The sequence below is a fragment of the Pirellulales bacterium genome (genome assembly GCA_035499655.1).
Taxonomy (GTDB): domain Bacteria; phylum Planctomycetota; class Planctomycetia; order Pirellulales; family JADZDJ01; genus DATJYL01.
On the sequence record DATJYL010000197.1, the window covers coordinates 69,696 to 89,376 of the forward strand.

General features: G+C 56.4%; 15 protein-coding genes. 9 read left to right on the forward strand and 6 right to left on the reverse strand.

The window, feature by feature from the left end:
• Positions 1–105: 105 nt before the first annotated feature.
• From VMJ32_14645 to tkt, 7 genes are all read left to right on the forward strand, one after another.
• Complete coding sequence (locus tag VMJ32_14645) at positions 106–936, forward strand: hypothetical protein (protein ID HTQ40261.1); 831 nt, start codon at positions 106–108, stop codon at positions 934–936.
• 182 nt (positions 937–1,118) lie between these two features.
• A complete protein-coding gene (locus VMJ32_14650) occupies positions 1,119–1,733 on the forward strand; it encodes an FHA domain-containing protein (GenBank protein HTQ40262.1) in 615 nt (204 codons plus the stop codon).
• Positions 1,734–1,843: 110 nt separating this feature from the next.
• On the forward strand, positions 1,844–3,991 hold the full coding sequence (locus tag VMJ32_14655) for a serine/threonine-protein kinase (protein ID HTQ40263.1): 2,148 nt from the start codon (positions 1,844–1,846) through the stop codon (positions 3,989–3,991).
• The gene (locus VMJ32_14660) at positions 3,988–4,932 is read left to right on the forward strand and encodes a hypothetical protein (protein HTQ40264.1); all 945 of its coding nucleotides are present in this window, start codon (positions 3,988–3,990) and stop codon (positions 4,930–4,932) included. Before VMJ32_14655 ends, VMJ32_14660 begins: the two co-directional genes overlap by 4 nt.
• 49 nt (positions 4,933–4,981) lie before the next feature.
• Positions 4,982–5,635, forward strand: a complete 654-nt coding sequence (locus VMJ32_14665; protein ID HTQ40265.1) for a sigma-70 family RNA polymerase sigma factor — start codon at positions 4,982–4,984, stop codon at positions 5,633–5,635.
• Positions 5,636–5,647: 12 nt separating this feature from the next.
• A complete protein-coding gene (locus VMJ32_14670) occupies positions 5,648–6,067 on the forward strand; it encodes a hypothetical protein (GenBank protein ID HTQ40266.1) in 420 nt (139 codons plus the stop codon).
• A gap of 194 nt (positions 6,068–6,261) precedes the next feature.
• Positions 6,262–8,364 (forward strand): transketolase, encoded by a 2,103-nt coding sequence (gene tkt, locus VMJ32_14675; protein ID HTQ40267.1) that lies wholly within the window; start codon positions 6,262–6,264, stop codon positions 8,362–8,364.
• Positions 8,365–8,520: 156 nt separating this feature from the next.
• On the opposite strand, the gene VMJ32_14680 is transcribed toward tkt, so the two are convergent.
• The 5 genes from VMJ32_14680 to VMJ32_14700 form a co-directional block, all read right to left on the reverse strand.
• Positions 8,521–10,728, reverse strand: coding sequence for a polysaccharide lyase family protein (locus tag VMJ32_14680; protein ID HTQ40268.1), 2,208 nt, complete (start codon positions 10,726–10,728; stop codon positions 8,521–8,523).
• A gap of 274 nt (positions 10,729–11,002) precedes the next feature.
• On the reverse strand, positions 11,003–12,298 hold the full coding sequence (locus VMJ32_14685) for a GNAT family N-acetyltransferase (GenBank protein ID HTQ40269.1): 1,296 nt from the start codon (positions 12,296–12,298) through the stop codon (positions 11,003–11,005).
• A 380-nt stretch (positions 12,299–12,678) separates the two neighbouring features.
• Positions 12,679–14,406, reverse strand: coding sequence for a hypothetical protein (locus tag VMJ32_14690; protein HTQ40270.1), 1,728 nt, complete (start codon positions 14,404–14,406; stop codon positions 12,679–12,681).
• Positions 14,407–14,474: 68 nt separating this feature from the next.
• Complete coding sequence (locus VMJ32_14695; protein ID HTQ40271.1) at positions 14,475–15,227, reverse strand: glycosyltransferase family 2 protein; 753 nt, start codon at positions 15,225–15,227, stop codon at positions 14,475–14,477.
• Positions 15,228–15,550: 323 nt separating this feature from the next.
• On the reverse strand, positions 15,551–16,339 hold the full coding sequence (locus VMJ32_14700; protein ID HTQ40272.1) for a Nif3-like dinuclear metal center hexameric protein: 789 nt from the start codon (positions 16,337–16,339) through the stop codon (positions 15,551–15,553).
• Positions 16,340–16,663: 324 nt separating this feature from the next.
• Here VMJ32_14700 and VMJ32_14705 point away from each other — a divergent pair, with 324 nt between their 5' ends.
• Both VMJ32_14705 and VMJ32_14710 read left to right on the forward strand, forming a co-directional pair.
• Complete coding sequence (locus VMJ32_14705) at positions 16,664–17,380, forward strand: sugar phosphate isomerase/epimerase family protein (protein HTQ40273.1); 717 nt, start codon at positions 16,664–16,666, stop codon at positions 17,378–17,380.
• A gap of 107 nt (positions 17,381–17,487) precedes the next feature.
• On the forward strand, positions 17,488–18,057 hold the full coding sequence (locus VMJ32_14710; protein HTQ40274.1) for a hypothetical protein: 570 nt from the start codon (positions 17,488–17,490) through the stop codon (positions 18,055–18,057).
• Positions 18,058–18,118: 61 nt separating this feature from the next.
• Here the strand turns inward: VMJ32_14710 and VMJ32_14715 are convergent.
• Positions 18,119–19,681: hypothetical protein (locus VMJ32_14715; GenBank protein ID HTQ40275.1), on the reverse strand; the 1,563-nt coding region annotated here is incomplete at its 5' end.

The following is a 19,681-nucleotide window of genomic DNA, read 5'->3' on the forward strand; positions in this document are numbered from 1 at the left end:
CTGTGGCAAGCAATTTATTTGTCCGTAGTCCGTGGCTTGTTGTCCGTTGCAACCGACCACTGACAACTGATTACGGTCCATGTTGTTTTACTGGAGGGTCCTACCATGTTACGCCGCGTTTTGTTTTGGGGAATTGCTGGAACCGCAGTGGCCTTTTTGATTTTTGGCAAGCATTTGCACAGCTATGTCGGCACGGCGGCCGGTTGGGTGCAAGATTCCGTCAAGCAGGCGGTGCCGATGGAGTTTGAGATCGACCGGGCCCGCAACATGGTGAAAGACATCATGCCGGAAATTCGTAAGAATATGCAGATCATTGCCAAGGAAGAAGTGGAAGTGGATCGGTTGAGCCAGGAGATTGACCAACTGAGCAAAAAGCAGGAAAAAGACCGGGCCGATTTAACTTCGCTGCGAGACGACCTAACCAGCGGCGGCAGCACGTTAAAATTTGCCGGCCGCGTTTATACTGTCGATCAAGTAAAAGGCGATCTGGCGAACCGATTGGAACGCTACAAAACTTCTGACGCCACGCTGGCAAGCTTGCACGAAATGCAGGATGCCCGGCAGAAAAGTCTGGATGCCGCCCGGCAAAAGCTGGACGAAATGCTGGCCCAAAAGCGCCAGCTTGAAGTCGACGTGGAAAACTTGGAAGCGCGGCTGAAAATGGTGGAAGTCGCTCAAACCAGCAGCAGCTACAACTTCGACAACAGCGAGTTGGGCCACTGCAAAGACTTAATCAGCGATTTACGCACCCGGCTGTCGGTCGAAGAGAAAATGGTCAACGTCGAAGGGGACCTGCAAGGGGAAATTCCCGTCGATCAGCCGGCCAATGCCACCGACAACATCGCCCAGCGAGTGACGGAATATCTGAATGGTCCCGCCACCGCTGGCTCGAACACCAGCGATGTGAAGGTGGCCGAAGTCAGCGTCAGTAAGTAGCAATAGGCGTTGCCGCCGCGGGCATACCCCCGCGGCGCACAACGACTTGGATGTTCACTAATAGATCGCCCCTATTCCCTAGTTCTGGTTCCGATTACGCTGACATGATCCGTCCGTTGAATAACGACTGGGATTCGCCACGGCCATTTTGGTGGCCGTTGGTCGTACGCTGGAGAGATGCCGTGAACGGGTCGACCAAAATGCCCGATCGATGGATGCTGTGGGTCGATGCGGTCGGCAGCTATCTGGTGTGCAAGAACAACGAAGTGGCGCTGGGCCAGCCGGCCACCAACGGTGCGGCGCCAGACGTGCCGATTTTGGGTGATTTATCGCGGCGGCAGGCGGTGATTCGCCGGGAAGGAGAAACCTACACCATCGAAGCTTTGCGGTCTGTGCGGGTCGACGGAAAAGCCGTGACTCGCACGGCACCGCTGTGGGATGGTAGTACGATAGAGTTAGGCGGCGGCGTGCGATTGCGGTTTCGTCGGCCGCACCCGCTGAGCGCGACAGCCCGGCTGGAGTTTGCCAGTCCGCATCGGACTCAGCCTTCCACCAACGGCGTGCTATTGATGGCGGAGGCTTGCATATTGGGCCCGGCCGCAACAAGCCACGTGGTGGCGCCGCAATGGCGGCACGAGGTGGTGCTGTTTCGGCAGGCCGACGAGCTGGGTTGCCGCACTTCGGCAAAGATTATGATTGACGGAACAACTAAGACGGCAGAGCGCTGCGTTTTGAAATCAGGATCGCGCGTGGAAGGAGAAGAATTTGCGTTTTCGTTAGAGCCGCTAAAACAGTGACGATTTGCTTTGACTTCGTGGTATTAGCAAAAGTTATCAGGCCTTGCGATAATAAAGAATCCTTTGATTTGGCTGGCCGCTGATTGCAGAGCGGAACGCCACTTCCCGCCATGAATTTACAAGCCACGCAACCGCACGAAAGCAAACCGGACGGAGCCGCCAACGCACCCAGTTCGGCCGCCGCCGCGACGGGGCGCTTCACGTATGCCAGCGGAGCGCGCCCTTTACCGGGATACACCATCAAGCGCGGCATCGGGCACGGCGGCTTTGGCGAAGTGTACTATGCGACCAGCGATGCGGGCAAAGAGGTGGCCCTGAAGCTGATCCGCCACAATTGGGATGTCGAGCTGCGCGGCGTTACCCAGTGCTTAAACCTCAAGCACCCCAATTTGCTGGCGCTGTACGACGTCAAGCAGGATGCTCAAGGAGACAACTGGGTCGTCATGGAATTGATGTCCGGCGAGTCGCTGGAAGAAGTGCTTGCCAGAAATCCCAATGGCTTGCATCTGCCCGAAACGCTGGCTTGGATTCACGGCATTGCCGCGGGCGTCGCCTATTTGCACGATCACGGCATTGTGCACCGCGATCTGAAGCCGGGCAATATTTTTGTCGACGAAGGAATCGTCAAAATCGGCGACTACGGTTTGTCAAAATTTATGTCGTGCAGCCGTCGGAGCGGGCAAACCGGCAGCGTGGGCACCGTGCATTACATGGCGCCGGAAATCGCCAATGGGCGGTATGGCAAGGAAATCGACATATATGCCCTGGGCATCATTTTGTACGAAATGCTGACCGGTCACGTGCCGTTTGAGGGCGAAAGTGTCGGCGAGATTTTGATGAAGCACTTGACAGCTGAGCCCGACTTGAGCCGCTTGGACGAACCGTATCGCACGATCATTTCGCGATTGCTGGCCAAAGATCCGCAACAGCGCTTTAGCACGGTGCACGAGTTGATCGACATGTTGCCCCCTGTGCCGGCCGGCGCCGCCTTAACTGCGGGTGCGCGGTTTGCGGGCCCTGCCATTGCCATGGGAGAGCGGCCCGCGGCAAATGCTGGGGCAGCCATTGGTGGAGCGGCAGTCCAATCGACTGGGTTTTCGTTGGCGCCGGAAATTGCCGGAGCAAATGCCACACAACCAGCCCCGGCGGCCGGTTCGGCAAAAGTTCAACCCACTGCACCAGAGGATCCAGTTGCCCGATGGGCGCGCGAAACCAAGAGCGATTTCAGCGCGTGGTGGAAGCGAAAGAATTTCAAGCCGTGGCAAAAGCTGCTGATCTTGGGGGCCGGATTGTATGTGCTGTTTTTCTTTGCTGAATCTTCGGCCGGACTGATTGAACAAGGCCGCACGAGGACCACCTTCGGCGAATTCCTGCTGGTGGTGGGCGTGATTTATTGGCTGTACCGAAAAAATCAAGCAAAGAAAGCAGCTGGCAGTTCTTCTCAGAAAACCGCACCGCCGATTTTTCAGATGACGTACGGAGCGAACCAGCCCAATGCTACGGCTCCAGCTCCTGAGAACGCACAACAACCTGCTTCCGCCAATGCAACGCTGCGCGTAAGCCCGACCAGGCGGCGGTGGCAGAAGATCTCCGACACCCCGCTCTACACCCCCGGTACACCACGAGAACGATTTACACAGCTTCTGGGCTCAATGTTGCTGGCGGCGCTGGCTTGCCTGGTTGTTGGATTGGTCGTCATGATTTTGCGCGGCGAAACGCCCGATCCGGTGCAATTTATGTGGCTGGCTTCGTCGGCCGTGCTAGGATCGTGGGCGGTATTAGTTCCCGCCAAATTTTGGGAGGGGAGGCGCGGCGATCCGGTGCTGCGCCGCTTTGTCATGCTCATCATTGGGTTGGTTTACGCCGTGGCATCGTTTGGTTTGGCGGCATGGCTGGCGGTGCCCCTGCATTTCGATTCCAGAATGGGCGATATTCCCGCCACCGCTTTAGTGAACAACTTTTTCGATAGCATAGGTTCGCCGCGCATGGTTGCGTTTTTAGCCTATTTTGGCTTTCTGTTCGTGTTTGTTCGCTGGTGGCGGCTGGCCGATCCACTGCGCAGCACGCGCCTGAGCATTTGGCACACGGCGGTCACGCTGTTTTGTGCCTTCTTAATCGGTTTGTTCTGGCCTTTTCCGCAGCCTTGGGGATGGATGCTAACGGTCACCATCGCCATTGCCGTGCAATTGGCCAGTCCCTGGTTGACGGTTGCCGAGCGGGCCAAGCTGCCGCGCCCACTGCCGGAGATGAATCCATGAACATGTTCCTGTTTGCATCGCCGATGTTACTGGCGCAGCAGCCCGGCATCGTAAAGCTGATGCTGATCATCGGCGCGGTGCTGTTGGCCGTGTTTGTTTTTAAGCTTTGTTGTTTTACCATCCATCTGCTGTTTCATCCGCATGGTCTCGGACTTTTTGCGGTGTTCATTGTGTTGCTGCTAATGTTGTGGGGATTCGTGGGAGTGCAGTCACACTCAAAGGTGGAGCAGCCAGGACCTGTTGCGGTCATGAATCCGCCCAACATCGTGGTGAATCCTCCCAACCAAGTATTCATAGATAATTTCCGCGGACCAACCATTGCGGCCAATGCCCAGAAGACAACTCCGCGCGATGCGGCTGTCTCTCATCCGAGCGAAAACACGAATGACCCGTTAGCGGCAGCCGATCACCCGAGCGAAGCCGAATCGAAAGCAACGAAAAACGCTGATTCCAATTCCAATACGCCGCCAGATTGGATCAGCCAGTCGCCCCGTCGTCATGGCGAAGATTGGATTTACGTCGTGCATTTGGATGCCGCTGATAACAATCCGGCGGTGCGCGACGAAATGCTCGCTGCAAAAATGGTTTTGGCGGCCGATCAGGTGATCGACGAGCAATTGTATCCGGGCGAAGGTCGATCAAAAATCGTGAACATCGATGCCGAATACCTGCGGGCCCACTGCAAGGGGCTGACCTATCCGGTTTCTGATACGGCCAGCATGGGCAAGGAGTTTTACGTACAGTTAGTATTCGACAAGAAATTTCGCGACGAAGTGGAACGGCGCTACTCTCAAATTGTGGGCTGGGATCATTTGCAGCAGCTGGGCGACATGGCCGCGATTAGCCTGGCAATGTTGGGGGGTGTTTACATTTACTTGCGGATGACTGCCGCCAAGTCTGCGGCCCGCATGGAACTTGAAGAGACGGCTGCGAAAACATAGACTCGCCGAACGCATCGGATTTTGTAACACCACACATTGACGATCCGTCATGGTTGCCATGCCCGCCGCCGAGGCTGTGCTTGTCGAGCAGATTCGCGCCGGAAACGATGCGGCGTGGAACGAACTGATTGCGCGGTACGAAGGGCGGTTGCTGGCGTTCGTCGAAAGCCGCCTCCACCGCCGGGACGCCGCCGAAGACGTAGTGCAGGAAACATTGATTGGTTTTCTGACCAGTCTGCCGAATTACGATCCGACCCGTTCGCTGGAAAGTTACATGTTCTCGATCGCAGCCCATAAGCTCACCGATCACCTCAGGCGCGAGGGGCGTCGGCCGGCGCTGCCGCTTTCGACATTGGAATCAAGCAGCGGGGGCTGGAACCTGCCCGGCAAAGACCGCCCGGCCAGCTCGTTGATGCGCAGCGGTGAACGGCGCGAATTGGAAACCGCGGCCTTGGCGGCCGCCATGCGCGAACAAATCGACCGTTGGCGGAGCCGCGGCGAATGGTGGAAAATCTGCTGCGCCGAATTGCTTTTCGTGCGGGGCTGGAGCAATAAAGACGTGGCCGCCAAACTAAACATTACCGAACAGCAAGTGGCCAACCAAAAGTTTGATTTTCTGGCCCGACTGCGCACACTGCTGGAACGTCAGAACCTTTCCGCCGCCGTGTTTCCGGAACTCAACTCGTTGGAAAAAGGCGAATGAATTGCCGAGCTTATGTTCACTCCAGCCGATCTTATCGCCTACCTTGACGAAGCGCTGCCTGTGGAAAGCATGGCTGCGATTGAAGAGGCACTGCGCCATGATCCGAAATTGACGCAGCAACTTACCGAGATGGTCGCCCGCCGCGATTCGGGCGTGCATTCGTTGGGCGAAATTTGGCGTCGTTACCGCCTGAGTTGCCCCAGCCGAGAACAATTGGGCAGCCAGTTGTTGGGCATTTTGCTCGAAGAGGAGAGCGGCTTCATTAACTTCCACATCGAAACCGTGGGATGCCGATATTGCCAGGCTAATTTAGGCGACCTGAAACTCCAGCAGAGCGCCGCTGCCGACCATGCTGCTGTCGACCGAGCAAACTCACGCCGCAAAAAATATTTCCAATCCAGCGCCGGCCATTTGCACGCTGCCAAGGGTTGATGCCAAGCGGCCAATTGACGCTGCCTGCGCGGACCGGATAAACTGAACAGGTTTGCTGGAAAAATCGACTGGATTTCTAGGGTTTTTCCGGGCAATCAGGTTCAGCGAACAAGCCTATTTCTCGCAGCTACACTTGTGTATCCGACATCAGAAGCAAAACACAACCCCCTTCGGACAAAGGACGCGAAATCATCATGTCCACCACAACTGAAACTGCTGCGGCCGGAAACAGCGGCCCCGCTATCGAAACGGCCAATCTCGATCTGCTCACCATCAACACGATTCGCACTTTGGCGATGGATGGCGTGCAAAAAGCCAACAGCGGCCATCCCGGCACTCCCATGGCGCTGGCGCCGGTGGCCTACACGCTGTGGCAGCATGTGCTGCGGTATGATCCGGAAAACCCCGATTGGCCCAATCGCGATCGGTTTGTGCTTTCTTGCGGTCACGCTTCGATGTTGCTGTATTCGCTGTTGCACCTGGCCGGTGTTCAACAATTGGACGAGCATGGACAGCCAACCGGCGAGTTGGCCGTCACGCTCGATCAACTCAAGCAATTTCGCCAACTGCACAGCCGCACGCCCGGGCATCCGGAAGCCGTTGATACCAGCGGCGTGGAAACGACCACCGGTCCGCTCGGTCAGGGCTGCGGGAACAGCGTGGGCATGGCGATTGCTTCGCGCTGGTTGGCGGCGCATTTTAATCAGCCCGATTTTGAGTTGTTCGATTTCAATGTGTTCACGCTGTGCAGCGACGGCGATTTAATGGAAGGCGTTTCGAACGAAGCCGCCTCGATTGCCGGCCACCTCAAGCTTTCGAATTTGTGCTGGATTTACGACGACAACCACATCACGATCGAGGGCAATACCGAAATCGCCTACACCGACGACGTGGCCACGCGCTTCAAAGGCCTGGGCTGGAATGTCATCCGCTGCCCCGACGCCAACGATACGGAAGCGTTGCTCAAGGCGTACAAAAAATTCCTCCGCACCAAAGACAAACCCACGATGATCATCGTCCGCAGCCACATTGGCTACGGCTCGCCCCACAAGCAAGATACCAACAAGGCTCACGGCGAACCGCTGGGCGCCGACGAAGTTCGGCTCACGAAAGAAGTCTATGGTTGGCCCGCCGACGCACAATTTTTGGTGCCCGAGGAAGCGCGGCAGAACTTCCAAGCCGGCGTTGCCGCCCGCGGCAAAAAGTTGCACAAAAAATGGCAAGCGAAATTCAAAAAATACGCCAAGCAATTTCCTGAGCTGGCCGCACAGTGGCAATTGATGGAGCGCCGTGAATTGCCCGCCGATTGGGATGCCGGCATCCCGACTTTCGCCCCCGACGCCAAAGGGTTGGCCACGCGAGTTTCCGGCGGCAAAGTGCTGAATGCCGTGGCGCAGCGCGTGCCGTGGCTATTGGGGGGCGCTGCTGATTTGGCCCCCTCGACCATGACGCTGCAAACGTTCGAAGGCTCCTCGGCTTTTTCGCCAGAGAATTACGGCGGCCGCAATTTCCATTTTGGCATTCGCGAACACGGTATGGCGGCGGCGCTTAACGGCATGGCGCTGTCCAAGCTCCGTCCCTACGGGGCCACGTTTTTCTGCTTTTTCGATTATTGCAAGCCTTCATTCCGCTTGAGCGCGATCGGCCATTTGCCGGCCATTTACATTTTCACGCACGACAGCATCGGCCTGGGTGAAGATGGACCCACGCATCAGCCCATCGAACATTTGGCTGCCATTCGGGCTGTCCCCCGGGCCGTTGTCATTCGCCCCGGCGATGCCAACGAAGCGGCCGAAGCGTGGCGAACCACAATGAACATCGGAGATCGTCCCGTTGCGCTAATTCTCACGCGTCAGAATTTGCCGACGCTCGATCGGACCAAATACGCTGCGGCCAGCGGCTTGGCCAAAGGCGCTTATACCTTAATCGATGCGCAAGGGAGCAAGCCACGCGTGATTTTAATCGGCACCGGCAGCGAAGTTTCCACTTGCGTAGCGGCTTTCGAACAACTTGCCTCGCAAGGTATTGCGGCCCGGGTGGTCAGCATGCCCTCGTGGGAACTGTTCGAAATGCAAGACGAAGCTTATCGCAACAGCGTGCTGCCGCCAGACGTCACCGCCCGCGTGGCCTGCGAGGCGGGCATTCGTCAAGGTTGGGACCGCTACATTGGCAGAGAGGGACGCTTTGTGGGCATGGACAGTTACGGCGCCAGCGCTCCCGGCCCTGCGTGCTACAAAAACTTCCACATTACACCGGAACATGTCGTGGAGGAAGCGAAAGCGGCCATCGGAATGTAGGCTTCCGTGCTGGATTCTCAGCGTGTTTCAATCTGCATCACACAGCTTTAAGCAAGCACGGCGGCTCGTGGACAGAAGCCCGCTTGATTGAGTGGCCACAGTAGCGGGTTCGTCGCTCTTTTCCGATGAGATGGATGAGAAACGGCCGAATCTCTGCTATGGTTTTCTTTTGATAGAGCGGCTTAGAAAAATCATTGAACCGATTGCCAACAGCGCCAGCGACGTGGGCTCGGGCACCACAAACACCAACGGTGCGCTTAGGCCCGTGGAGTCGCCGGAGGCCGTTTGGGTATTAGAGCCGGTGATGTAATCGTAGTCGAACCAACCGGTGGCACTAGGATTGGCGGAAGTATTGGTAATTTCCATGCGCATGGCATCGTACATTACGCCGTCGTTTTGGCTCACGCCGAATGTAAATTCATTGTCGGTCCCGGCGGCATTCAAATCCGAAGTGGGATACTGGAAAGCCAAAAACTTGTACACGCCGGCTACTCCGCTGCGGACCATGGGATCGCTGTTGCTGCCGCCGAAGTGCCAGATCTCGGTATGGCCATTGAGCGTAACGATCAAACTGGCCTCATTAGCGGCCAGGCCGACCGATAAAACCACGTATTGCCCCTGGTTTAATTGAGCGCTGGTGGTGGTGAAGTGAATTTCCCAGGGCGAACCCGTATACATGCTTGGGCCGCCACCGGCCGTCACGTAGGCGGGAACCAACGTCGGATACAAGTCTTTAGAATTGTCGGCCGGATTATACAGGGCGGGATTGAACAAACCCCATTGATTGGCAATCCATTTGTTGGGATCGTTGGTGGCCGGCGTGCTGCCGACGGCTGTGGCGTAATACACCACCTTGCCGTTATTGCCCAAATCAGCCATTTCCTGCCAGTAGTTATACGATCCGTAATAATTTCGATTGTCGGCGCCGGTGGCGGTATGCCCGTTCAGGAATTCGTTGGCGGATCGGTTCGGAGTGCCTAGCGTCCAAATGGGAGCCGCCGTGCCGAAGTTTTCCGGCGTGAACTTTACATTTTGCGGAATGGTTATCAGGTTGGCTTTGACTTGCACGCCGTCGACGCGGGTTTCGCCCCATTGGCCGTACTCGTAAATGCTCATCCGGTAAGTGCCCGGGGCAATTCCCGAAATCGACGCCGTGCCGTTGGAGTTTACCTGCGCCCAATACTGATACCCCTGGTGCGATTCCTGAAAGTTGGTGTTGGGGTCCGAAAGCACCAGCGTATTATTGTTGACGTTATTGCTCCAGCCGGCGGAATTTCCAAGGGATATCTGCAACGAACCACGCTGCGTGGAAGAAACGTAGCCGTTGGCCAGCAGGGTAGAATCCGTATCGTACAACGGAATGTACGACGAGGCCGAGTTGATGGCGTCTTGGTAAAGCTGCGCAGGCGTTTCGCCGTTGGTGGGCGTCACCCGGAATACGTACGGGCCAAACAGCCGGCTGCTGTCGACACCCTGCGGTGGAACATAGGAATAGTTACTGTCGCCATAATGGCCCGACAAAAACTCCACCATCAAAATGTTGTTGGTAAACATCAAGTTTTGCTTGGTCGGACCGCCGGTCATGGTCTCTTTGGAAGGGAGGACAGTGGAAACAGCGTAGTTGGGCCCCACTTCGGTTTGCCCCTGCCAAAACTGGGTGTAGGAGGAATAGTCGTACTTGTTCAAGAAATTACGGCCGATCAACTGCTCCAGATCGGCGTCGCCATTCAAATCGAGCACTTCCGCTAAATCCAAGCGATTGGCATTGCCGTAACCGGTGGAACTGCCATTGAGTTCCGCCAATTGGGCCGTCGTGGTGGGCAAATTGGTGACCGTTGCGCCGGGGTTATTGGGGCCGGTGTTGAACTGGTACAGCGTAGAAAACTTCGTTGGGTCGACCCGCATTAAAAACTGCCCCTGGCCGATGCTGGTGGCAGGATCCGTCGACGCATGGCTCACCTCTTCATACATATGAATCGCCGGATCGTTATTAAACATCACGTAATGAAACGAATAGGTGATGGGATTGGTGGGGTTGCCGGAAGAGTTCAAGGTTAGGTTGGATTGCGTGGTGGTCCAGAAGTCAATGTAATTGCTGGTCTGCTGAAAATTGGCCGTCATGGTGCCGCTGCCAAAGGGCGTGCCGGCAAATTCCGGGTACAGCTTGGAATTGCTGGGATCCAAAATGTTGTCGCTGTGGCCGGCCACCACGAGGCTGGTAATGTCGGAGCCGGTGGTGCTAAACGTAGCGGTCAGCGCGCCGTTGGAAATAATCCAGTTGTTTCCGCTAACGGTGCGCGTGATGGCCGCATGGGACACTTGGATCAGACCCAAAGCGCCGCCAAAAAAGAAGATTGTGCACACAACGAGATGGAAACACGGCGCATGGCTGTGACCCGCCCTTCTCATTTCCGCAACTCCGAGACTTTTCAATGCGAAAGATTGCGGCCCCCCTGAGGTCATCAGTATAAAGTGTGTAGTTGCATGGGTCCAGGATTTTTCCGAGATTCCTTGGACTTCCTGGCCCCTTTGGAGTGCTGCAATTTTTGCGGAGTTTCGACATTGGCTTGCCCAGCTCGATCAGACTGCAGCTAGACCAAGCTAAGTCTTTTCCGGGAGGGTGCTTAGCATCGAACGATCACACAGCCAAATCGTCCCAACATGGACGCCAAAGCAGAAGCCGGGGGAAAAGAATATCGGCCAAATCAAGCGCGCTTCGCGTAGAGCCCTGTAAGCGTCCGGCGAATGCCGTTTCTCGAACCGTGCCGTGCCCTAATGCAAGACGAGTAAACTCCGCTCGATTCAGCGTCAAATAACTGCGGCCCAATTTGCCGCTACGCACTCGAAAACCGTGGCGTGTGTAAACCAAGCGCCATTTTGCTCCGTCCACCTGTAATCCCAATTCGGTGTCGCGGGGCAACCCAGCCTGCTTGGCTCGGACTTCCAATTCTGGCGCTATCAGCGCCAGAAATTTGAGCGGGTCGCCAATTTTGACCATGAACACTTCATTTTGGTCTGCTTCCTGATGGTGATACCTGCCGCCTGCGGCAACCACCAATCGATGCAATAGATGATTCGGCGGTGCATTCAGCACCAGGTCCTGCCGGTTATGCTCGATGGCGTCGCTGCAAGCCCGGGCCAGCAATTGCTGATTTGCATTGGGATGATGGGGAGTGGCAAGCAATTCTATCACCCGCTCATTTCGCAGCACAGTGTAGCCGACAATCGGAGCAATCGATTCTTCTAATTCGAGTTTGTCGGGTCCATCGAGCGCCACCAACAGCGAATCGTACGCTTTGCGTCCGACGAGCCAGCGCCAAAATGCCTCGGTGCGGTCCAAGGGCCCATAAGCGCCCAAAGTGTTTTGCCGATAAATGCGCATCAGGGCCGGCATTTCCACATGCCGCCAAAGACGAATGTTCAACGGCTTGGCCGGGCGCAAGGCCTGCTCGCTGTGCAATCGGGCCAGCACCTCGCGCGCCTTGCCTTGAGAGAAACAATGCCGCCCACACAACGCCCAACCTGCCCGATGAAAGAACCGGGGAATGCGCGTGCGTACCAGCCCCAAAACAGCACCGGCGGCGGCAATCCGCCGATCCGCTTCGCTTAAGAGCCGTGTAGCAAACCGTTGACCGCGAAATTCCGGCAACGTACCCAGCCAATGAAAACCGGCCACGGGCAACTCCAGCTTGCCAAATAGCATCGTACGATGGGTAAGCTGCAGGTGCGATAATACTCGATAGCCGCGTTTCACCAGCAGACGGTCGGTCGGCTCATAAAATGGATCTTCCGTTTGAACATGAAATTCTTCCCGCGAAGGGCCTTGAAAAATCGCCAGCAGCGAGTGGTACACGGCCGCATGGTCACCGCTGCGTCCCAACACCAAGCGCGCTTCACCGGTTGGCGTCGTTTCGGAAAAGACATCTTGCCTCATCAAATTAGGCAATGCGTCACCCAGCCGCGCTTGCCTGAGGGGTAAACATATCTTTTCCGCTCCTTTAGCTCCCCGGATTATCGCCGTGGGCTGATTGGCCACCGACCGAGTTTCCGCCTTCGACAGCTTGGGCCGAGTGCCCTTGGTTGAGCGTGAGGCAAGCTTTGGTTTCCCTCGGCCCGCTTCAGAGCGCAGGCTGGAAGGCTTTTGCTTAGGGTTGGCAGCGGTTGCAAGCCGTTGACGGGAACCATTCGACGACTTAACACGACGACCAGAATGTATCGCCGATGATCTCCCGTGTGATACGACCTGCAAAGTGGTCGTTCTGCTCATCGCGAATCCCTGCTGTTGGAGAAACGATCCATCCGTTGAGCATTAACTTAACCATTCGCGCCGGAGTTTTCCAGGATGGGGAGCAAAAAATTTGTCAAGTCCACTTCCGGAAACAAAGTAAATGCGTATTCCCGCGATATTAGCAATGCTTCAGCCCGTTGTCGGTCGGCCCGCTTGGCCGCCTCCGAAGCCCACAATTCCCGCAGCGCCGCCACCGCGGGTTGCAGTGCTTCATTGACTTGACGGATGGCACGACAGCGCATTTGCGCATTATCTGGCGTTTCGACCGTTGCCAACCAGCGGCGCTTTTCAGCAACCAAGGCCGCTGTATTCTGATCTGTGGTGATGCGATCGGGGCCAGGCTGCTTCAAAAATCGCTCCGGATGAAAATACAACTCGCGAATCCGCTGACGAAGTTGAGGCACATCGTCAGTAGGAGCAGCAGAATGAGAAAGGGGCAGACGAAGTGTTCCAGACACAACCATGTACCCTGGTGGCGCCACGCCGAAGAACCGTTCGATGATGCGATCGGTAAGCTGATCATACTTCGCCCCACCAATGCCATGCACAAATAAATCGCCCAACAGCAGCCGGGCGGCCATAGTGGTAATGAGCGCTCGGGTTCGCAAGCGAATGCCATTAGCCGAAAGCGCCGCCCACCGCTCTACGGCCGCAGCGGCATTTTCGGGGACAAGCGGCAACGCGGCTTCGAATTGTTCCCGATCGGATAGCAACAATTCGTCTTTCCGATGTCGGACAAAAAGCCTGCGACGGCGCGGATCGGATTCCGTCCAAATCCACAGCGGCGCCTCCAGCCAGTCGTCCATGCGATCCAGCGCCGGGACCGGATGCGCTGCGGAACGCACTTTGTGTTCCCGGCGATACTCCAGAAGCGCCGCATTGTACGTTTCCCAAAATCGAGGCAAGTGGGCCAACAAATGCGCCATGAACCAACGCATAGCGGGCAAGTCGCATACCCGGCTTTGCGGAATTTCCAAGGTTTGCAACCCCCAGGCGGCTTCGCATTGATGCCGAGCTTGCGCCAACGAAGCGCCCAAATGATTGGTCTCCCGAGAGCGTGCAACCGCCAGTGGCCAAAAACGCGCTAAAAATGGATGCGGCACCAATGACTGCAAATGCTTACTGGCCCGATCGGCAAACGAATCGAAACACGCGCGATCCAAAATCGTCCGTTGTTCAAACGGCGCTTCTGCCGCTGCGCGATCGAAAGGCACATTTTCCAAGCGGGGCTGATCGAGGGAGCCGCTGGGCACACGCAGCGACGCGGTTTTCATCGCATCACTGTCGATTTGTAAATTGACGGCCACCGCGCCGTGATCTTTCGCCAGTCGCGCCAGCGCAAAATTCTTAAGCCAGACGCCAGGATGAAACATTTCCGGCTGATGTCCGGCCAGAATTACGTGTCCAGGGTTGGCCGGAACCGTCGCATTTCGATAGCTGCGAGTGTAACGCAGGGCTTCCGCCAGCAGTTGTTCTCGGGCTTCACTTGCCAACTGCGTTAACCCACGCCCTTGCACATTGTAACCGGCTTGGGCGATGGTGCGCTTGTTGAGCGACATCATTTCGCCGGCCAGCGATAGCGGAGGCTCAATCAGTTTAGCGCCATGTTCCCGCGGCGCGTTCAGCCGCGTCACCCGAGGCGACCAATCGGACCAACGGAACGTAGTCGCGTTGAAATCCTCATTATTCGAGCGTGTTTGCGGATGATCGCCGTTCACATGTTGCCCCGGCAGGAGAGCATCGGAATGGATCAACCTGTTTCCGGCTGATTCTTCGGGGCAATTTTTGGGCCAGCATTCCCTTGCCGTAGAACAAGGGTTGCTCACGATGCGGCTCCCGAACAGACCACATGTTTACGAAATTGGGGAGGCACCTCGCCCCGCAGCGCCGCTACGCTAAGGTCAATCACCTCCTGATAATGTCGCAGGCGGCTGTCGGAATTGTCCAGCGATCCGCCAAACGATCGGGCTTCCTCCAAATAAATCAACGGCACGGGCAGTTCCACGATTTTGAAGTTTTGGTGTGCCGCCTGAACCCACAGTTCCAATGGCATGGCGTAGCCGGGTTCCGTGATATTCAGTTTTTCCAGCGCCGACACCCGGTAGGCCTTGAAGCCGCAAAAAGCATCGGTCAATTTCAATCCCAACCGGCAATTAATTTCAGCTGTGATGAGTTCGTTGATTTTTCGCCGGGACGCCGGTGGAGCGCTGTCCCCTGCAAATTGCTTGAGGTAGCGGCTGCCCGACACAATATCGACTCCGTCGCAGGCCGACACGAATTGCGGAATCAATCGCGGTTGATGTTGTCCATCGCAGTCGATGGTTATCAACACATCGTAATCATTGTATAGCGCAAACTGAAACGCGCTGCGCAAGGCCGCTCCATAGCCGCGGTTTTTCGGATGCCGAACCACGTGCACATCGCGACGTTGGGCCAACAATTCCGCAGTGCCGTCGATTGAGCCATCGTCGACCACTAAGACTTCGCGGCTGTAACGGAGCACTTCGTCCAGTACCCCAGCGACGTGTCGCACCTCGTTGTACACAGGCAAGGCGGTTAAAAATCGAGTGGCCATAATACCCTGACGCGATGACTTTGAAATGCAAATCTACAAAGCGATCTTACAAGCCTGGCAAAACTTGTGCCGCGATCAGACTGCCAACTTGTAAACTTGAGGTTTCCTACTTCGCCCTTCCCCTTTTATTTTTTGCGGCACGAACGGCAACGACCATTTTAGACCGACAATAAGACGAGTCAACGAAGCGGAATTTGGGGCGTAATCGGCAGAGTTGACACTTTTAAAAGCATGGAAATCGAAATCTATAAGCGGCGGTTGATTGGGGCAGCCCCTTGATTTCCAGGTTTTGCTCTCCGGCCAACGCTTATGATTTGACGCGTTCACACCCACTGCACAGGATCGCGCTCCGCACGACACGGCCAAACTGTTGCCGCGGGGAATTGCGCGGCAAGCATTTCCGCTAAACGTTCGACCGCAAACCGCTCGCTGGCAAAATGACCAGCCAAGATCAAGCCCATGCCCATTGCTTCGGCCGCCAGGCACGTATGGAATCGGGTCTCGCCTGTGACAAAACAATCGCAACCGGCGCGGTGCGCCGCTTCCAGCAATTCCCCGCCGCTGCCGCAAGCCACGGCCACAGCGCGGACCGGCATCTGTGCGTTGCCAACCAAGTGCACGCCGGGCAAATTAAGAAAATCTTTCAACCGTGTCGCGACGCGGCCCAACGTGGCGGAGGCTTCCGGAAACCCATACCTTCCCGCGCCCAATTTCGGATCGGCGATATCCGATACCAAAGGGCCGACGTCGCTCAATCCTAATCCTTCGGCCAATCGTTGATTGATGCCGGAGCGGGCCGAATCAAAAGCTGTGTGCGGACTATACACGGCAATGCCCGCCTCGATGACTTCCAAGAGCATGCGCCCTTCGGTAGTGTCAGCGCTGATGCGTTTGAACTCTCGAAATGGAAACGGGTGGTGCGCAACAATCAGTTCGGCCTTTTCAGACACCGCCTCCTGGACGCTGTGTGGCGTGACCGTCAGGCAAGTCATGATCCGCTGCACATTACGTTTGGCATCGCCGACAAGCAGTCCCACATTATCCCACTCGGCAGCCAACCGATGGGGAGCAAAATCTTCCAAAAATGCGGCGATGGCGGAGACGGTAAGCATGGCAACCTTGAGGATGCACCATGCCTCGCCAATTTGCAAGCCGCCCTGGTCACAACAAAGCAGGGCATTGCTAAATGATTCCCTCTCTTCATCCTGGGCCTGATTGTGGTCTGACGATGGTGGGCCGTGCCTAAGACATTGGCCCGGCGATACTGGGCATGCAACATACAGCATGTCTATACTGACACGCGAGGCACAAGATTTTCTATTTGGCGCGCACAGCTTGCAACTTCTGAATCATTTCGATCGTCATCAATCATGCCCTCTTTGAAAATAGGCATTCATTTGCCCAGTTTACGCGTGCCGCTTCGAAGGGCTATTCCGTTGGCAGCCAAGTTAGGGGCCGATGCCGTTGAAATCGACGCCCGCGGGCAACTAAAGCCGGCGGAACTTTCCCAAACCGCGCTGCGGCAATTGCGAAAAACGTTGGACGACCACCGGCTACGGGTATGCGCCGTTAGTTACCGCACCCGTCGTGGATATAATCTGCTGCAAGAACTTGATGCACGAATCGCCGGCACGAAGGAAGCCATGCGGATGGCGCAGGTCCTGGGGGCCTCGGTCGTGGTCAACCACGTAGGACACATTCCGCCGGAGCCGCAAGGGCCGCAATGGAATCTCCTGCTGCAAGTGCTTGCGGATTTGGGCCGACATGGTCAGCACATCGGGGCTTTCCTGGCGGCCCAAACCGGCAGCGCTAGCCCCGCTGATCTGGCGCGGTTAATTGCCGCGTTGCCGGACGTTTCGATCGGCATTGATGTTGATCCCGGCCAACTTGTCATGAATGGGTTTAGCCCACAGCAATGCGTCGAGTTACTCGGACCGCATATCATGCACGTGCATGCCACCGATGGCGTGCATGATTTGGTCCGGCGACATGGCATCGAAGTGCCGCTCGGCCGCGGTTCGGTCGATTTTCCCGCGCTCTTGGGGGCGCTGGAAGAGCGCGGATACCGGGGTTATTTCACCATTCAGCGTAACACGGCCCACGATCCTGAATTCGAACTCGGCCAGGCCGTGAAGTATTTACGGAGTTTATAACGGCCAAGACTACTCGCCTGCGGCTGCTGCGCTGTAAACTAACTAGGCGTAAACCTCGCGAGTTGGCGTGGGATATCGCCGATGAAAATTCGACATTGGAAATCGCCATGAAACGTCAATTTTCCCACTCGTCGTTAACCGCATCGTTGACTGCCGGCGCATGGTTGATTGCTGCTGCGTTGGCCACCGCTCAATGGACCAGCAAGCTTGCACAGGCAGAGGAGCCAAAAGCTGCGCCCGAAAAACCATCGGCTTTGCAAAATAATTCCGCAAACCCGCCCAACCAAGAAGAGCTGGAAAAGAAATTCCAAGACGCGCTTTCCGGCGCCACCCTGCAAGGGCACTTCACCAACAACCGTGACGAAAACGGCGCTCCGGCCAAGGAAGACAAATACTTCATTACATCGGTCTCCAAAATGCAGGGCGATATTTGGCTGTTCAATGCCCGCATCCAGTACGGAACCCACGACGTAACTTTGCCGCTGCCGTTGCGAGTGGTTTGGGCAGGCGATACGCCAGTGATCACCCTGGATAAAGTGCCCGTGCCGGGAATGGGAAGTTTTACCGCCCGAGTGATGATTTTCGACGGCAAATATGCCGGCATGTGGGACGGCGGCGACCACGGCGGGCTGTTGTACGGCAAGATTACGAAGACAGCAGTGAAGGACGATAAGTAAGTGCAGCGCCGGCTAACGATTTCTTGCGAAACGAGTTGAAACTCAACGGCTCGCCCGCCCATTAATTGATTTTGGTGCATGGCACGTTCAGGGCGGCGGTGATGGCGGCTTGAATGTTCTTGCTCGTCGGTTGCAGGAACCGTGCCCGCAGCCAATCTAGCACCGACAACTGCCCCAATCCGGAGCCAATGATCGTATCGCCGACTTGGCCTCCTGCGTTCACGATGTCGCCTGGGCCAACCACAATGGTGTCGATCCCCGCTGTGCCCGCGGAAAAACTTGGCAAGTGGATGGTCGGGTAGCCGGCCAAAGTTAACGAGGCGGGGGGCGCCAAATCGCCATACACCTGGTCAATGGCATTGCCTGTTCCGGCGGGAATAATTGGCGAACGGTTATTGAACTCGTAATCGGCAAACAAATAGTCGCCGCCGCCACGGCCGTAAATTTGGTCTTGGCCGGCGCCGCCGAAAATGACATCGGTTGCATCTCCGCCCACCAATAAATCGTTGCCGTCGCCGCCATCGATCAACGACGACACATTCGTGTCGTTCACCAGCACGTCATTGCCGGCGTTGCCAAAAATTTGCAAACACTCGATGTTGTTGATTTGGATGGGTTCGCCGCCGGCCGAGCCAAACACGCCCACTAAAATGGTGTCGGGATTAGCCGTGCCGTTTATTTGCACGGTGTCCATGCCGTTGGCCGCAGGCTGCCCACCGCCGTCGAATTTCACCGTCATGAGCGGGCTAACCGGGTAGGAAGAAAAATTCACCACGAACTTGTCGCTTCCAGATCCGCTGTCGATTTCCAGCGTTTCCACGGTGCCAAAGGTAATGGTGGCGTGAGTCAGATTGCTGCGCGTAAGTGTGGTATTGGTCAGCGTATAAGTTTGGCCGACGGTTTGCCCCTGATCGTGGAAGATCAGCGAATCGCCGGGGGAGGCAGTATCGTTAGCGCTTCCGTTAATCGTCAAAGCGCCTTGTATGCCATCCAACACGCCGGTAGCACCCGTGTTGCTCCCCACGTTAATGGTATCGTCCCCGTCGTCGCCAAAGACCTGCACATTGCTGTTCAGAGCCACGTTCTGGACGTTGATGGTGTCGACATTGTTATTGCCGTGCAAAATGACCGTGCTGCCGGCCACATTTTGCTGCAAGGTGATGGAATCATTTCCATCTCCGCCGTTGACCGTAGTGCTTCCGGCCGTCGGATTGTTAATGGAAATAGTGTCTCCCGACGCGCTCCCATTCACCGTCAGCGCTTCAATACCGCTATAAGTGATGGTCTGCTGTCCGACTCGAATCACTTGATTATTGAAAACGTTAATGGTTTCGGGACCGGCAGCGGTGGTATTACTGGTCAGTGTATCCGTGCCGCTTGCACCACTATCGGCCACGTTCAACGGTCCCAACAACTGGTTCTGCGTGACCACGTATTGATCGCTTCCCCCCATGCCGTCCAACTTGGTCGATGCCGTAGAAGAACCCGTCACGTTCAGCGTGTCGGCCCCCGCCGTGCCGTTGACCGTCAGCGTCGTTAATCCGTCGTAGTTCACCGGGCCGTCCCCGCTGCGCTGGACCTGCGTGGCGCCGATGGTCACGGTCCCGGTGGTCGTGGTGTTCAT

What these genes read in the sequence shown, in the direction of transcription:
- VMJ32_14645 (HTQ40261.1), top strand. Translation starts at nt 106, where the DNA reads ATGTTACGCCGCGTTTTGTTTTGGGGAATTGCTGGAACCGCAGTGGCC.
- VMJ32_14655 (HTQ40263.1), top strand. Translation starts at nt 1,844, where the DNA reads ATGAATTTACAAGCCACGCAACCGCACGAAAGCAAACCGGACGGAGCC.
- VMJ32_14660 (HTQ40264.1), top strand. Translation starts at nt 3,988, where the DNA reads ATGAACATGTTCCTGTTTGCATCGCCGATGTTACTGGCGCAGCAGCCC.
- VMJ32_14665 (HTQ40265.1), top strand. Translation starts at nt 4,982, where the DNA reads ATGGTTGCCATGCCCGCCGCCGAGGCTGTGCTTGTCGAGCAGATTCGC.
- VMJ32_14670 (HTQ40266.1), top strand. Translation starts at nt 5,648, where the DNA reads ATGTTCACTCCAGCCGATCTTATCGCCTACCTTGACGAAGCGCTGCCT.
- tkt (HTQ40267.1), top strand. Translation starts at nt 6,262, where the DNA reads ATGTCCACCACAACTGAAACTGCTGCGGCCGGAAACAGCGGCCCCGCT.
- VMJ32_14685 (HTQ40269.1), bottom strand. Translation starts at nt 12,298, where the DNA reads ATGAGGCAAGATGTCTTTTCCGAAACGACGCCAACCGGTGAAGCGCGC.
- VMJ32_14695 (HTQ40271.1), bottom strand. Translation starts at nt 15,227, where the DNA reads ATGGCCACTCGATTTTTAACCGCCTTGCCTGTGTACAACGAGGTGCGA.
- VMJ32_14700 (HTQ40272.1), bottom strand. Translation starts at nt 16,339, where the DNA reads ATGCTTACCGTCTCCGCCATCGCCGCATTTTTGGAAGATTTTGCTCCC.
- VMJ32_14710 (HTQ40274.1), top strand. Translation starts at nt 17,488, where the DNA reads ATGAAACGTCAATTTTCCCACTCGTCGTTAACCGCATCGTTGACTGCC.